This window comes from Bacteroides sp. BFG-637 (assembly GCF_024793605.1).
GTDB classification, from domain to species: domain Bacteria; phylum Bacteroidota; class Bacteroidia; order Bacteroidales; family Bacteroidaceae; genus Bacteroides; species Bacteroides vicugnae.
Map to the genome: position 1 here is coordinate 2,852,248 of NZ_JANUPD010000002.1, position 15,750 is coordinate 2,867,997.

The window sequence follows — 15,750 nt, forward strand, 5'->3', positions numbered from 1 at the left end:
ATTTTATGCCAATAGTTTGTCTGGATGGACAACGGTATATCCTTGTTCTTTCAGCAAATCCAAGATTTGTTTCACTAGCTGGTCGCTGTCCGGCATCCGGTCGTGCAACAGAATAATGGCTCCCGGTTCAAGACGTTTCCGAATCTTGGCAAGGATTTTATCCGGTGCTTGTTGTGTATCCAGTGTACGGATGCTCCATCCTATAGAGGTATATCCTAACTGTCGAACGGCTTTCGCAATCGTTGGATTAGTGACACCGAACGGCGGACGAAACAAACTAACCGGCTGCGAAGTTACTCGTTCTAGTTCACACTGACAAGTTTGCAAGTCTTTTTTCATCTTGGAGAGCCCGTATAGCGGGAATAAACCGGAATGGGTATACGAATGATTTCCAATCAGATGACCTTCTGCCACCATTTTTTGCAAGATTGCTTCATTCCCTTTTACCTTATGACCGATACAGAAGAAACAGGCGGTTACCTGATATTCTTTTAGTACCTGAAGAACTTTGGGAGTCTGTATGGAGTCGGGGCCGTCATCAAAAGTCAGGGCGACAATCTTTTCCGCAGTATGCTTTTTGCAAAATGACCGGAGGTAAATTCCCGATTGAATGCTATAAGAGGCATAAACGAGAAAAGACAGGAGCAAGAGCAAGCAAAGAAGGAGGCAAACGATTATCATACGCTTTTCCGGATTAGAATCAATGAATGATTGATGGAGTGGTGATGATTGTAAATCAATATATGGGTCGAGGTAGTGCAGTTGGCCGATTCGTTCACTGCTTTCCATACCGCATACGATGTTGCGGTAGGATATTCACCACATTCATTCTTAAAACTAAGATGAACACTTTCCGGGAAAAGGTTTGTTTCAAGCTCTTCATAAATAGAGTTGCCATTGTCGACAGTTTGCTCGTGAGAGTCATCTTGATTGTGTTGCTTCTTGTTTTTCCCGGTAACCAACCACTGAATATCCTGACATTCTAAACCATTTCGTTGCAAAAAACGGATGATTCGGGAGCTGATTTCTTCTATAGTCTGTTTCCCGATGAAAGTTTCGATTCCCTGTATTTCAGCCAACGGATGCTCTCCGGCTTCCCGACTTAACAGGAAGAATTGAGCACCTTCTCCGGCTGCTATCCCTTTCAGCATTCCCAGCCGTTGCTGAATCGTGTAACTGGTTTCTGTCATTTCATCGATGGCTCCCACAAGTATATTCTCACTTCCTTCTCCTATTTTCATCATAGCGTCCAATAAAGCACTTTCAAAACTAAGTCCACGGTGGACATAAGTCATGTTGTAGGCATGTATTTGATGAATCAGAGCTATTTGTGCACCGATTGTATTGAATGTCGACTGGATGAAAGGAGTAGGATTCAGCATCCGCTCTTCATTATCCAATAGGTTGTTCAGGAATTTTTCCGTATCTGTCAGGCAGCCCAATCCTGTCGCTGTGATGATTCCTTGTATCTTTTCAGGAGATAGTTCACCCATACATTCCAATCCGCAGGCCACCCCCATTTTTACGATACGGCTCATACGTCTGCGCAAGGTCGCATTGGTGATAATATCCTTATAATCGGGTTCGCAAGCCTGAAGATAAGGGTGATTATTTTCTGGTGAATGATCCTTTGGCGGATGAATGGAAGCGATGCGTTGAATATAAACTGGCTGCATAGGCTTAAATACTTAAAGGTGCGTTCATGCTGGAAAATTCGTTGCGGAAAAGAGGAGCGATGAATCGTTTCCTCCGAAACCGAAAGAGTTGGATAACACATGTCGGATGGGGATTCCTTCTTGAAAAGAGGTTTCCGGTATCAGTCCTGTTTCCGGCATCGCATCCGTAAAGTTCAGGTTGGGATAGATCAGCCCTTTATCTATTGAAAGAACGGAGTAAACAGCTTCAATTCCTTCGGAAGCTCCTAAGGTATGTCCGATAAAAGCTTTTACCGAACTAAATGGCGGAACATGTTCTCCAAAGATTCTTCGGAGTGCCATACCTTCTGACGCATCATTGCCGGGAGTACCTGTTCCATGTACATTGATATAATCGATTTCTTTGGGAGAAATGCCACTGGAGGCGATAGCTTCACTCATTGACAGAAAGGCACCGTCCCCTTCAGGAGAACTTCCTGTTTGATGATAAGCCTCATTTGTATTGGCGTAACCGCTAAGTTCGCAATAAGGAGTTCTTTGAAGTGAACTTTCCGATTGAAGCACTAAGTAACCGGCACCTTCTCCCAGATTTAATCCGGTACGTGAGCGGTCAAAAGGACGGCAATGTGTTTTGTCCAAAATCATCAGGGAGGTGAATCCATTGAGCGTAAACCGGCAAAGTGCATCTGTGCCTCCCACGATAGCGGCATCCAGTAGCCCATGTTTAATCATTCTTGCTCCCAGCATGATGGCATTGGCTGCTGACGAACAGGCTGTACTGATGGTGGTTATAAAATCATTGATACCCAAATACGAAGCAATCAATTCTGTACTGGCTCCGCAGTCGTGTGAAATTACTTCCCGTAACCGTCCCTTGTCCCAGTTTTTTCTTGAAAGATTCATAGAAGTGCTCGCTCAAATCCATGCCGCCAACGGAAGTGGCGGAAATAAAACCGATACGTAATGGTGGTGTGAGTCCCGCATCTTTCATTGCTTCTTCGGCTGCTATCATTCCCAACAAGGCCGTACGTGATACAGTGCGTTGCGGAGGTAAAGAGATCAGTTTCTTTAGTTCCTCATTGCTACGTTTCACTTCGGATACGGGCACATCGAGAGCCGTCGGAAAAAGAGTTACTTTTCCGATGCCATGCTTTCTTTGTCTCAACGCTTCTATATTTTCGGAAACTCCGATACCGATGCCCGAAACAACTCCCAATCCGGTGACGTATATCTTCATCGGTTAAGCTTTGCGATTAGCAATGATGTAGTCTGCCAGTGTACGTACCGAGTAGAAGATTTGTTTTCCTTCACTAGGGTTCTCTATCTTTATACCGTATTCGCGTTCCAGAATCAGGATGATTTCGAGTGCGTCAATGGAGTCAAGGCCAAGACCTTCGTCGCCAAACAGAGGGGCTTCATTGTCAATATCTTCCGGAGTGATTTCTTCAAGGTTCAACTCTTCGATTAGTTTCCCTTTCACTTCGTCCATCAGTTCTCTTTTAGTTTGATCTAAATTATCCATAAATCGTTGATATATTATTAAGTTGTTTAAATTCTGCTTGATAATGTCCGTCCAATAGTTCGCACCAGCCTATGATACAGGTGCGTAACTTACCTTTCGCCATCACAATCCTTGCATAATCCTCTAATGAGGCAGCATCGGATTGTCGACGGACAAAGAATGTATTCTCTCCCTGAATCTTGTGCCGGATACAGATTTCTCCCAATACTACATTGGGGAGAGTGTAGACAAACACGGCAGGACTGGCTGCTTTGTCTCCTTCTTTACTGATGATTGCCTGATGTTTGCAGTCCGTATCCAGAGAGGAAGAAGCATTGGCAAGAATGATTCCAATCTCTTCCGGACGGTAGTTTGTATCTTTCAGTAAATATTCGGCAGCTACATATCCCAGCTTACAGAGGTTGTCCATCTTATAGAACTTCATATTGTTTTCTCCCAGATGCTTGTGTGCTTCCCGGATGAATGGTGCAAAGTCTGTTTCCGAAGAGCTGAATACAGTTGTTCCTTTACTTTCTACTGCTCCCGGTCTGATTGTGACCATGTTGCCCGATTCCACCACTGCTTTACAAACTGACGGAGCACTCGCTTTGTCGGTTGTCTGCAAGTTTGCCTTCTGTTTCAGGTGAGCATCGGGGAGGGATAATACCAGTGCGGCATTACAGCCTCCGAAACCGGAAGCGGTTTTGATGCAGCATTTCATCGGCATCGGCTGATGAGTGGCATAGACAGTGATAGGCATGGGAACACCGAGTGTTTCATACCCTAAAGTTCCGTAGTATCTTCCTTCTTTTAGTTGCTCTATGCAAAGTATGGTTTCGATAATGCCCGAAGCTCCTAATGTATGACCGAAATAGGGCTTAAGGCTATTCACCGGAACTGTAGCTAATCCCGCCAGATGTATGGCTTTGGATTCCATTTCGTCATTGTAAACCGTAGCTGTTCCGTGTGCATTGATAAAGCTAATGTCTTCGGGGAGTGCTCCGGCTTCTTCCATTGCCTGATTGATAGCTAGAGCTAAACCATCCCCTGTTCGGGAAGGACCGGATATATGGTTGGCGTCATTACTGATTGCTCCTCCGGAGAGAATAATATGATTCGTGTTTTCTTGAGTTTCTAAAAGAACAGCTCCACAGGCTTCGCCCAGACTTAATCCATCCCGTTGTATATCGTATGGTCGGCAGGGCTGTGCGCTGACAGATCGGAACGATAGAAAGCCGCTGGTAATGAAATGAGAAAGAATATCCCCACCTGCCACAATCACTCGTTTGTAACGTCCTGATTCTATCCATCTCTTAGCGACGATTAGTGCCGAGACTCCTGATATACAGGCATTGGAGATGACCTCTACCTGATTTGTCGCTCCAAAGAAATCTCCGATTCGTTCTGTCATTTTCCAAAGAAAAACCGGACTGTCAGCAGGTAATTCACTCAATAAATCAACATTTCCTTTAGTGGTAGATAATAACAAGGCGCAATCCGGCTCCCGCAAGTCGGCTCCCGATTGAGAAATAATCTCTTGGATAGCCAGTATGAATAATTGCTCCATCCGGGTATAATCCGTAATCTGCATCAGCTTCGCCCGTTTTTCCAGTTCCACAGAATCAATCATTCCCGCCAATAGGGGATGATCGGAAATTAGGCCGGCTTGTTGCATACGGATTCCGCTTCGGTAGTTATGGATGGCCTCCAGATTTTCCGGGATGCCGAAACCTAACGAACTAATCAGCGTATGGGCTGTGATGTATATATTTAAAGGATATTCCATTTCTTTTTCCATTCCAGATAAAACGGAGGGTTCATAAGCTCCAATTCTTTATTCAGGTTCAGGAACACTTGTATGGTGCTTCCGGTAGCTACTATACTTTGGTCGGTAGCCCGGTAGATAACGTATTCAAATTTTATCTTGGCTGCCTCACAGGCAATATAGCGCGTCTCGACAATCGCTTCTTCACCAAAAGATAGTGATTGTTTGAACTGACAGGTTAAATCCACGATAGGAACCATGTATCCCTCCCGGTAAATACTCATATAATCCAAACCATACTGTTTGCCAAAAGCTTCTCTTCCATCTTCAAAGTAGCGCACATACTCACCATGCCATACAATCTGCATAGAGTCTATTTCGCTGAACCGCACTCTGAAGGTAGTCCGGTTAGTCAAAGCTGCAACCTGTTGATTCGTTTTCCGTTTCATTCTTTTTTATAAATATTTTCATCCTGCATTCAGCTATCAGCTTGTCTTCCACTTTCACTTGTGCAGAAATCAATGTAATGTCGAATACCTCCTGTACAACGGTAATCTCCGTAAATAGTTTCATCCCGATCTTTGGCAAATCGTAGATTTTAAGTTTGTCTACCGAGCCGATAAACCCTAACGGTACTTTTTCATCCTGCCGGGTATAAAGAAATCCGATACGTGCTGCTGCCGATTGAGCGATGTGTTCAATAATTCCTGCCTCTTGCAGTTTTCCGGTTTCGCAGAAAATATTATCAGCAGTGACAGTCAGTCCGGAATAGGAATGATTCTCTTCGATACCAAAGAAACTGTCCACCATCACGATGGGCGGACGCTGTGGAATCAGATTGAGTATTCCTTCTCCTTGTATGATAACTTCCCTGTTGTTCATTTCAATCTGCATTGTACAATGCTGTGTCCCATTCCTAAATGGTCATCTATCTTTTCGACTTCCAATCCCGCTGCTTTGATGCACCGTTCCATATCATCCGAATGATACATTTTGCTGTTACCATTTGCCATGGCTGTGAAATAAAGACTGATTTGTGTCAGGCAATAAGCGGCTGTGTCAAACTTTTGCCGGTTCCAGAAAGTTTCCATGATATAGAGGCGGCTCTCCCGGCTCATAGAGCGGGCTGCGCGGGTCAGTATGCTGGTTACTTCTTCTTCCGAGAAACAATCAAGGAACTGGCTCATCCAGATAGCATCGAACCCTGTCGGGAAAGGAACTTCGGGATCGAGCAGATTGGCGCCATACCCGTGGATACGCATTGCTCCGGGCAGTTCTTTAGTTTGTTGACGCATCATCTCCAATTGTTGCGGAAGGTCCATTATAGTTACTTCCACTGCGTCGTCATAGCTTACGCACTTGGTTGCCCATCGACCGGTATTACCTCCCACATCCAGTAAAGTCTTGGGATGACGGGCGAAAACAATCGCCAAAGCTTCGTCAAACGAGCAATCCGAGTAATAATGATCGAAACCGAACCAGCTCTTTTGTACTTGTGAGGGTAAGCTTGACAGTCCTTCATAGATGGTACTCCATTCGCCGAATACTTTCAGCCCTTCGGGACGTCCGTTGGTGAGAGCCTCTTCAAGATGGAACATTCCCAGATAGTTGACATCGTGGTTGAAATCCATATTGACACGTACCATCTTGTCGTTGAGCAGGAACCATCCGGCTTTGGCAAGGCGGTAACGGTTTTCGTGCTGCAATACGGTACCGATGGTTAATGAGGCTTCCAGCAAAACTTGTGTCGCATAAGAAGACAGGCCACAAGTCTTGCTGATTTCTTCTTGTGTCATGCCAGCGCGTTCGTCGGCCAGTAACTGAAAAATACCGAATTTGAGCATGAGGCGTGATACCTGAAACACGACGGGCCCGAAAGCTATTTCTTGTGCCAGGCGTTGTGCCTCTACTGCGGTCAACGGTTCCTTATCATATTGATTCTGTTGCATCTTTATTTTGTTATATCTTTCTATTTCAATCCTTTGAGAGCGAACCGTCACTTGTGGTTTCCCAGAATGAGTAATAGTTAAACCATTGTTCCGGATAGCGTTTCAGTATCTGGTCCAAAGCGGCCGTATATTGTTCGAGCAGAGCTGTCTCTGCTTTCTTTTCTTTGGTTCGTATGACTGGTTCCGTCCTTATAAAATGAAAACGGTAGGTTCTGCCCGGCTCTCTCATGGCAAAGTAGAATACCACCGGAACTTTCATTCGCGAACCAAGCAGGAAAGGACCGGCAGGGAAAGGAGCTTTCTGTCCCAGGAGTGTTCCTGTCAGCAGTTTCTCTTTATTCAGATAACGGTCGCCCTGGAAGCATACATATTCTTTCTTGTTTAACGCCTCGGTGATACGGAAAACGTGTGTCAGGTTATCTTCGTTGACGGGGATAATCTTAAAATCCTTGTCCTGACCATTTTTCTCCAATATCTCTTTGATTCTACGATGTTCGGCATCATACATCACGATATTGATTTTCTTTCCGTAATCGTCGAAGAAAGGAACGCCTATTTCCCAGTTTCCCACATGGGCGCCAATCATAATCACTCCCTGTTCGCTGTTCAGCAATTGCAGAAATTCCGGATACCGTTCGAACTCGAACCGGTATTGATCGACTTTTCCGTTGCCAATAGCTACTTTGTCAATCAGGATTTGCCCTAACCGATAATAGTTGCGTAGCAATATACCCAAAGAGCGTATTCGGTTGTATTTCAGAATGTGGCGGGCATAAAACCAGGTGCTTTTGGTGGCTTTCGGAGCAAACGGTATGAAGTACAATACTACCAGACTTAGAAATATATAAGCGGCAGTAATGCCCAGATACTTAATCAGGTAAATAAAGAATAAATATCCGAATGTTCCTCCCCGGGTTTTGCCTTTCCACGTCGACATATTTACTTGGCTTCCTGCATACGGGTGATAACGAGATCGTAGAAGTCCTGGAAGGTTTTGATACCCGCAAAATCTTGTCCGGTTACGTTGAAACCGAAGTTCTTTTCTACCAGTACCACCATATCGACCAAGTCCAGGCTGTCCAGTTCAAGAGTTTCCATTAACGGTGCATCCGGCTGGATAACGTCGATGTCTACTTCAAACTCTTCTGCCAGAGTGGTTCTTATTTTCTCGATGATTTCTTCGTTTGTCATATATCTGTTTTCTTTAGTAAATTATGAATTGATTTTGCGTATGATTAGCGTAGAATTGGTTCCTCCGAATCCGAATGAGTTGGAAAGGAACGTATCAAATTCCAGGTTTACCCGTTGGGTAGGTATATTTAATTGTGCAGAGGCCTCGTCCGGTTCCTCGAAATTGAGGTTGGGAGCGATGAAACCGTTGTTCATCATGAGGGTGGAATAAATCACTTCACTGGCCCCGGCCATCCACATTTCATGTCCTGTCATAGACTTCGTGGAAGTCACATACGGGTGATGTCCTTCAAATACTTCCGCAATGGCTTTCGCTTCATTCAAGTCACCTACCGGAGTTGAGGTGGCGTGTGCATTGATATAACTGATCTGTTCGAGTGCAATCCCTGCATCTTTGATGGCCATTTGAAGAGAACGTTTCGGGCCGTCCACATTAGGTACGGAAATATGATCTCCATTGGATGAAAAACCGTAACCGATGACTTCGGCCAGAATGGGAGCTCCCCTTTTTACAGCCGATTCATAACTCTCTAATACCAGACTAGCGGCTCCTCCACTCGGAATCAGTCCGTCACGTCGTTTATCAAAAGGTTTCGAGGCTTTCTCGGGGACTGCTTCCTGGGTGGAAAATGCGCTTAGTCCGTCGAAACTTCCTACTGCATAAGGATTGACTTCTTGTGCGCCACCGCAAAGAATACAATCCTGCAATCCCGATTTTATAAGCAGGTAACCCATGCCAATAGCGTGAGAACCGCTTGCACAGGCTCCGGCAATGGTGAAGTTGACCCCTCTTAGTTTGAAAATAACCGACAGGTTCATTGTCACGGTGGAATTCATCGACTGGAAAATAGAACCGGAACCCACCAGTGCAGTGTTTTTCTTTTCACGAATGATGTCCACTGCGTTAATAACAGGAGCGGCACTACTATCATTGCCATACAAGATACCCACTTCATGGGCTTCGAGAAAATCCTCATTAATACCGGCATTACGGAAAGCTTCTAATGTAGCGAGATAAGCATATTCTCCCTGCTCCGGTAGACAGAGACGTTTACGACGGTCCAACAACTTCTTCAAGTCGGGACGTTCCAATATCCCCGTTAATGCAGAAAAATAGCCCAATTCTTTCCGTACCGGGTCTATGCCAATTCCCGATTTCCCATGATATAGTGAGTCTTTTACTTCATCCAGATTCTTGCCGATGCAAGAGTAAATCCCCATTCCCGTGATAACAACTCTTTTCATTATTTTGTCTATTCTATGCTTTTATTTTAAGTATATAGTCCTCCGTTGATGGAAATCACTTCTCCTGTGATGTAGGATGAGGCTGGAGATGCCAGGAAACCGACCAGGTCGGCAACCTCTTCCGGAGTGCCGAAACGTCCCGCAGGAATATGTTTCTTCCATTCGTTCTCATCAATTCCTTCCGTCATATCCGTACGGATGAATCCCGGAGCTACTGCATTGACTGTTACTTTCTTCTTGGCAACTTCCTGTGCCAGTGCTTTGGTAGCAGCTATTACGCCACCTTTGGCTGCGGAGTAATTGGCTTGGCCGGGCATTCCCTGAATGCCCGACAATGACACGATATTTACGATACGTCCATAACGTTTGACCAGCATATTCTTCAATAAAGGCTGTGTCACGTTGAAGAAGCCGTTCAGGCTGATATCGAGCACTTTGCTCCATTCTTCTCCTGTCATCCAGAGCATCAGGTTGTCTTTGCGGATACCTGCATTGTTTATCAGTACCTCGATATATTCGTCAGGGTGTTGGGAAGCCCAGTTGCCCAAAGCAAGGGTGATAGCGGCAGGGTCGGTCACATCGAACTTCATCAACTCGCCATTACTTCCTTTTTCTTGTACTAACTGCAACGTTTTCTCCGCTTCTGCGTCGTTATTCTGATAATTTATCAGTATAAAGTAGCCCATTTCCGCCAGTTTACAACTGACAGCACGGCCGATACCTCGGCTTCCTCCGGTTACTAATGCATATTTCATTTTATTTATCTTCTTTTTTGAGATAGTCTATCATCATTTCTATCTCTTTATATTTAGGTGTGTCATTGGTAAATACAGGGAAGAAACTGCGTATTTCTTCATAAACCTGCCTGCTTTTGGAACTTAGGCGATCCTGTATTTTCAGGTAGTCGATAGCTTGTGCCATTCCCATGAACTGGATAGCCATCACCTGATAAGAATTCTCAATGACTGTTTTTGCTAATAGAGCCGAGTTGGTTCCCATGCTGACAATATCCTGATTATCATTGTTGTTGGGGATACTGTGTACATACATCGGATTTGATAATGTCTGACACTCCGCTGTGGTGGAGGTTGCAGTGAATTGCGAAGCCTGTAAACCATAGTTCAATCCAAGCACTCCCAAATTTACAAACGGAGGCAGGATGCCATTGATACGGTCGTGGAACAGATAGTTAATCTGTCTTTCGCAAAGCATAGTCAGCTTGGTCACGGCAATTTTCAACTTGTCCATTTCGAAAGAAATGTAATCTCCGTGGAAGTTGCCGCCATGATAAATATTTTGTGTATCCGGATCGACAATCGGATTGTCACAGGCGGAATTTATTTCGTTTATTAATACTTCTTCCGCATTCTCCAGTTCATCGTAAATAGGACCGAGTATTTGCGGAACACATCGCAAGGAATAATAGGGCTGTACTTTGTGTTCGAAGATTTTCTCTTTATGCACCTGGTTGTATAGCTCGTTCTCTCTTTGAAGCACGCATTTACTGCCTGCCACCCATTCTCTCATCATAGCAGCTATCTCTTGTTGACCTTTATGATGCTTGGCCTCGTTTAATGCCTGTGCCATAAAATCATCATAAGAGGCGGCAATCTCATTCATCATTACAGAGGCAGCCACCGACCAACGGAGTAGTTTTTTTGCATAAATCAGATTGACAATACCGATGCCTGTCATTACAGAAGTACCGTTTGTAACGGATAAACCTTCACGAATACGCATGGAAAAAGGTTTCAGACCGTTTTCCTGAAGCACCGTAGCTGCGTTACACAATTTACCCTGATAAAAAACTTCCCCTTCCCCTATTAATGTCAGGGCGATATGGGCCAGTTGTACGAGATCGCCGCTGGCACCTACACTTCCGTGTTCGGGTATGAACGGATAAATTCCGCGGTTGATAAATTCACAGAGGAGAGAAACCAGTTCCAGATGCACTCCTGACTTCCCTTGTAGAAAAGTGTACAAACGGGCAATCATAGCTGCTTTTACATAAAGTTCGGGAAGCGGTTTGCCGGCACCGGTGGAATGGCTTCGGATGATATTATACTGAAGGTCGATCAATGACTGATCTTCTATTCTGTATTGTGCCATTGGGCCGAACCCCGTATTGATACCATAAATAATCTTATCGCTGGAAAAGGATTGCAGAAAATCGAAGCTTTCCTCTACTTTTCGAATACATTCTTCAGAGAGTTCCAGCTTCTCATTATCAAACAATACTTTATGAAGGGTATCTAAATTTATACTTTTGTCAGCTATCATTTTCTGTACTAGATATTTTATGCCTTAATAATAAGGTGCAAAAATAGGCAATTTCTGTTATATAGCGGACATGAATCAGGATAAAACTTTTTCTAAGGAATTGGTTTTGCTTGTTTTGTTTCTCATTCGTGGGAGATTTGTTCCCCGGTACCGCTCGATGCCTTCATTGGTGCCGGAGGGTGTCTTCATCGGTGGGGAGAAAAATCAATCTATGCTTTTTGCAAATCCCGTCCTTCATACTTGCAGATCGCTTCTATCCATTCTTTGGTTAGTGGCATGGACTCATGTCTTTCAAGATCGAAAGTAACCATGATGGACTTGCAAACGCATTTCACTTCATTGGTTTTCGTGTCAATGACTTGTTGAACCAGATGAAAGCTTTTGGTACCTATCTTAGAGACGGCGGTTTGTACAGCGATGTGGTCTGATGCGAAAATTTGCTTAACGAAATTCGCTTCAATATGAACAACGACAATGCCAATCTTTTCCCAATCTACTCCCGGGCATACTGAACCGAAGTATTCAGTCTTTCCCAAGTCGTAAAAGGAGAAGTAAACCGTGTTGTTGACGTGACCAAATTTGTCTACATCATTGAATCGCAATTGGATAGGTAATGTGTGATGAAATACGATTTCTTCCATTGTTTTCTCTTAAATGTTTTAAATTCGACACAAAAATAGCACTTTTGCTTTCTTGCTTGAATTTGGGGCAAAGATAGATATTTCTGCTGATTCTGTTCTCGGAGACGGGGGAGAAATTAGTTAATAATCGTTTAAACTGGAGTTTTGGAACGTTTATTCTGACTTCTGATATGTGGAAACAATCAGAAGGATGGAAAGGAACTTTTAAATACGGATTATTCTTAACTTATTATCTTGTGGAATATGTCCACATTTCTGTGGAATTTTTGCACAGGATCGTGCTTGAAACTTAATCTGGCTATTAATGCTTTTTTTCTTTATTGTAAATTGTTTATGTATTTGAAAATGAGTGATATAATCTCTTTTGTTAAACTTGGCAAGTCTCGTTGTATCAGTCTTTTGTTATGCTTTTGGCACATAAATTGCCTAATATTGATGGTAATCTATCCTAATAACTATTCTAATTTTAGAACAATAATGGAAGTAATAATGAAAAACAAATGGCTATTATGCATTTTTTTAATGCTGTTTCTGCCTTTCGGATTATTCGCGCAGGTTGCTCCTCCTCTTGAAGAACAGAAGACAGAAATACAGAAAGCCCCGGAAAATAACAATGAAGTTACGATAAACAGCGATACTACCACCGACGGGGATGCTGGAAAGACAATCAAAGGAGTGATTAACGATGAACAGGGAGAGACAATCATTGGTGCTTCCGTCATTATCAAAGGTGAAGATACCGGAACTACCAGTGATATGGATGGTAGGTTTACTCTCGAAGCCCCGGAAGGAGCGACTTTGGTGATCTCTTATATCGGCTATCATACGCAGGAAGTAAAAGTCAGAAAGAGATCTCTTCTTCGTGTTGTGTTGAAAGAAGACAATCAGTTGTTGGATGAAGTGGTAGTGGTAGGATACGGAACCGTCAAAAAGAGTGACCTTACGGGTGCTGTGTCCGGTGTATCCAACAGACAATACAAAAATCAACCTGTACAACGGGTTGAAAATATACTCCAGGGTCGTACTCCCGGTGTAGAAGTCACTGCTACGAGTGGTATGCCCGGAGCAAGTATGAAGGTGCGCGTCCGTGGAACTACCTCTATTAATAAAAGCAGTGACCCTTTATATGTGATTGACGGTATCATCTCTTCCAGTGGCTTGGACGGTATTAACCCTTCTGATATCCAGTCGATGGAAATACTGAAAGACGCTTCCTCCACTGCCATTTACGGTTCCCGTGGTTCGAATGGCGTTATCCTGATAACTACCAAACAGGGTAGTGAGGGAAAAGCACAGGTAACGTTCGATGCATCGGTAGGGCTTTCGACTGTCAGAAAACAGTATGACCTGCTGAATGCTTACGAATATGCAACTGCACTGAATGACATTCGCGGATCGTCTACTATTTCTGCCGAAGATCTTGAGGCTTATAAAAATGGAACGAAAGGAATTAACTGGACTGATCTTCTGACTCGTACAGGTATCACCCAGGATTATCGGCTCGCCATATCCGGAGGAAATGAAAAAGTGAAATACCTTATTTCGGGAAATGTGCTCGATCAGGAAGCCATCACCATCATGTCCGATTATAAACGCTATGGAATTCGGGCAAACATCGACTCGGAAGTGAAACCCTGGTTGACAATCTCTGCAAAATTAAACGCATCCAGTCTTCACAAACACAATGAAGGTGGGGCGAACTGGTTGCATGTCACTAACTTTTCGCCTACCATGGAGCTGAAAGATCCCGAAACCGGCGTGTACAATACAGACCCGTATAATATGATCGGTTCCAGCCCTTACGGTGAAATGATAGTGAACAATAGCGATAGCTATAGCTATAATTTAAACGCCAACCTGACATTGCTGTTTAAGATCATGAAAGGACTGACGCTTTCCGTTCAGGGAGGTTATGACTACGATAATAGTCCTTCTTATTCTTTCCGGTCGAAACTGGATTCACCGGGTGCTATCAATAGCGCAAGCAATACCAACGCATTGCATAACTATTGGCAGAATACTAACAATCTGACCTGGCAAAAGCAATTCGGAGATCATAGCTTCACTGCCATGGGCGTATGGGAAATAAGTCGTTCGTGGGACTCACAACTAAAGGGAACCGGTTCCAATCTGAACAATGAAAGTGTTGGGTACTGGAATCTTGGCAATGCTGCTATCAGAGATGCGAGCAATTCATACACGGAATTTTCTTTGGCTTCCGGTATCGTGCGTGCTAATTACGATTATAAGAAACGATATTTTATTACTGCTGCATTAAGAGCTGACGGTTCTTCTAAATTTCAGGGAGACAACAAATGGGGATATTTCCCTTCCGCAGCTGTGGCTTGGGATATTGCACAAGAATCTTTCATGAGCAACCAGCACGTGCTCGATCAGTTGAAACTGCGTGCCAGCTTTGGTGTCACCGGAAATCAGGATATTGCTGCTTACAGCACATTGGGTATGTTGTCGGGAGCATCTTACGGCTGGGGAACTTCCACTTCCTCTACAGGATATTGGGGATATCAGTTTGCTACACCCGGCATTACCTGGGAAAAGACTTACCAATATGATTTGGGATTGGATATGAGTATCGGAGGCTTTAATATTACAGTGGACTGGTTCAAGAAACAAACGAAAGATCTGCTCTTTCAGAAACAGGTGCCTAAATATAACGGAGGTGGTACTTATTGGGTGAATCAAGGAAAACTGAACAATACCGGAGTCGAATTATCCCTTACCACTTTCCCTGTAAAGGGAGCTGTGACATGGGAAACCAGCCTGAATGCTTCTTATGTGAAGAATGAAGTAGCAGATCTCGCAGGAGATGACTTTGTACTCACTGCTAACTATAGCGATTTGGGAGGTCCTCTGCAGATTATGAAGCCCGGTTATCCTATGGGATCTTTCTATGTCTATCAATGGAAAGGATTCGATGATAAAGGCGCTAATCTTTATCAGAAAGCAGATGGTAGTCTGACAACGAATCCGACTTCCGATGATTTGGTTGTGAAAGGACAGGCAAGTCCCAAATGGACAGTAGGTTGGAACAACACTGTTACTTGGAAAAACTGGACGCTGAATGTATTTTTCAATGCTGCCACCGGATATGACCGGTTGAATATCAGCCGTTTTATGGCGGCATCCATGACTGGTGTTTCTCGTTTCGTAACCTTGCGTGATGCCTACTTCAAAGGATGGGATCATGTTGCCAACAAAGCGGACGCTCTTTATCCGAGCCTTACCAATACCGACAACAAGAGTTATGCTAATTCGGATTTCTGGCTTGAAGATGCTTCTTTTATCAAGTTGAAGAATATCAGCCTCTCGTACCGCATTCCTCGCCGTGTACTGAAGTTTGCAAGTGTACAACTGTCTGTCAGCGCACAGGATCTCTTTACAATCACCCGCTACAAAGGAATGGATCCTGAAGTGTACACCAGTTATGACGGACTGGATTACGGTGCTTATCCGATTCCTCGGACAATCACCTTTGGAGCCAAATTCAGATTTTAAACCGTGT

Annotated in this window: 14 protein-coding genes and 1 pseudogene; 1 reads left to right on the forward strand and 14 read right to left on the reverse strand. The window is 44.0% G+C overall.

The window, feature by feature from the left end; genetic code table 11:
• Positions 1 to 3: 3 nt before the first annotated feature.
• From NXX38_RS11070 to NXX38_RS11135, 14 genes and pseudogenes are all read right to left on the reverse strand, one after another.
• On the reverse strand, positions 4 to 681 hold the full coding sequence (locus NXX38_RS11070) for a polysaccharide deacetylase family protein (RefSeq protein WP_258979456.1): 678 nt from the start codon (positions 679 to 681) through the stop codon (positions 4 to 6).
• Positions 678 to 1,676, reverse strand: a complete 999-nt coding sequence (locus tag NXX38_RS11075; RefSeq protein WP_258979458.1) for a beta-ketoacyl synthase chain length factor — start codon at positions 1,674 to 1,676, stop codon at positions 678 to 680. The genes NXX38_RS11070 and NXX38_RS11075 overlap by 4 nt, the downstream gene beginning before the upstream one ends.
• Positions 1,677 to 1,700: 24 nt before the next feature.
• Positions 1,701 to 2,892: pseudogene (locus NXX38_RS11080) on the reverse strand (beta-ketoacyl-[acyl-carrier-protein] synthase family protein).
• 3 nt (positions 2,893 to 2,895) lie between these two features.
• Entirely contained in the window at positions 2,896 to 3,177 is a 282-nt protein-coding gene (locus NXX38_RS11085; protein WP_004297289.1) for a phosphopantetheine-binding protein, read from the reverse strand.
• Positions 3,170 to 4,942 (reverse strand): beta-ketoacyl-[acyl-carrier-protein] synthase family protein, encoded by a 1,773-nt coding sequence (locus NXX38_RS11090; protein WP_258979459.1) that lies wholly within the window; start codon positions 4,940 to 4,942, stop codon positions 3,170 to 3,172. The genes NXX38_RS11085 and NXX38_RS11090 overlap by 8 nt, the downstream gene beginning before the upstream one ends.
• The gene (locus NXX38_RS11095; protein ID WP_004305454.1) at positions 4,927 to 5,370 is read right to left on the reverse strand and encodes a thioesterase family protein; all 444 of its coding nucleotides are present in this window, start codon (positions 5,368 to 5,370) and stop codon (positions 4,927 to 4,929) included. Before NXX38_RS11095 ends, NXX38_RS11090 begins: the two co-directional genes overlap by 16 nt.
• Positions 5,330 to 5,803 (reverse strand): hydroxymyristoyl-ACP dehydratase, encoded by a 474-nt coding sequence (locus NXX38_RS11100; protein WP_258981932.1) that lies wholly within the window; start codon positions 5,801 to 5,803, stop codon positions 5,330 to 5,332. Before NXX38_RS11100 ends, NXX38_RS11095 begins: the two co-directional genes overlap by 41 nt.
• Positions 5,800 to 6,870 carry a class I SAM-dependent methyltransferase gene (locus tag NXX38_RS11105; protein ID WP_258979460.1) on the reverse strand — a complete coding sequence of 357 codons (1,071 nt, stop codon included), beginning with the start codon at positions 6,868 to 6,870 and terminating at the stop codon, positions 5,800 to 5,802. Before NXX38_RS11105 ends, NXX38_RS11100 begins: the two co-directional genes overlap by 4 nt.
• A 25-nt stretch (positions 6,871 to 6,895) precedes the next feature.
• Entirely contained in the window at positions 6,896 to 7,807 is a 912-nt protein-coding gene (locus tag NXX38_RS11110) for an acyltransferase (RefSeq protein ID WP_195648605.1), read from the reverse strand.
• 2 nt (positions 7,808 to 7,809) lie between these two features.
• Positions 7,810 to 8,061: an acyl carrier protein gene (locus tag NXX38_RS11115; RefSeq protein WP_004305450.1), complete on the reverse strand. Its 252-nt coding sequence runs from the start codon at positions 8,059 to 8,061 to the stop codon at positions 7,810 to 7,812.
• Positions 8,062 to 8,082: 21 nt separating this feature from the next.
• The gene (locus NXX38_RS11120; RefSeq protein ID WP_258979461.1) at positions 8,083 to 9,306 is read right to left on the reverse strand and encodes a beta-ketoacyl synthase; all 1,224 of its coding nucleotides are present in this window, start codon (positions 9,304 to 9,306) and stop codon (positions 8,083 to 8,085) included.
• Between the two features lie 26 nt (positions 9,307 to 9,332).
• Positions 9,333 to 10,061: a 3-oxoacyl-ACP reductase FabG gene (fabG, locus tag NXX38_RS11125; protein WP_004297297.1), complete on the reverse strand. Its 729-nt coding sequence runs from the start codon at positions 10,059 to 10,061 to the stop codon at positions 9,333 to 9,335.
• A gap of 1 nt (position 10,062) precedes the next feature.
• The gene (hutH, locus tag NXX38_RS11130; protein WP_004324740.1) at positions 10,063 to 11,586 is read right to left on the reverse strand and encodes a histidine ammonia-lyase; all 1,524 of its coding nucleotides are present in this window, start codon (positions 11,584 to 11,586) and stop codon (positions 10,063 to 10,065) included.
• A 209-nt stretch (positions 11,587 to 11,795) separates the two neighbouring features.
• The gene (locus tag NXX38_RS11135; RefSeq protein ID WP_004324741.1) at positions 11,796 to 12,227 is read right to left on the reverse strand and encodes a thioesterase family protein; all 432 of its coding nucleotides are present in this window, start codon (positions 12,225 to 12,227) and stop codon (positions 11,796 to 11,798) included.
• A gap of 489 nt (positions 12,228 to 12,716) precedes the next feature.
• On the opposite strand from NXX38_RS11135, the gene NXX38_RS11140 reads away from it, so the two are divergent.
• Positions 12,717 to 15,743, forward strand: a complete 3,027-nt coding sequence (locus tag NXX38_RS11140; protein ID WP_258979462.1) for a TonB-dependent receptor — start codon at positions 12,717 to 12,719, stop codon at positions 15,741 to 15,743.
• Positions 15,744 to 15,750 lie beyond the last annotated feature (7 nt).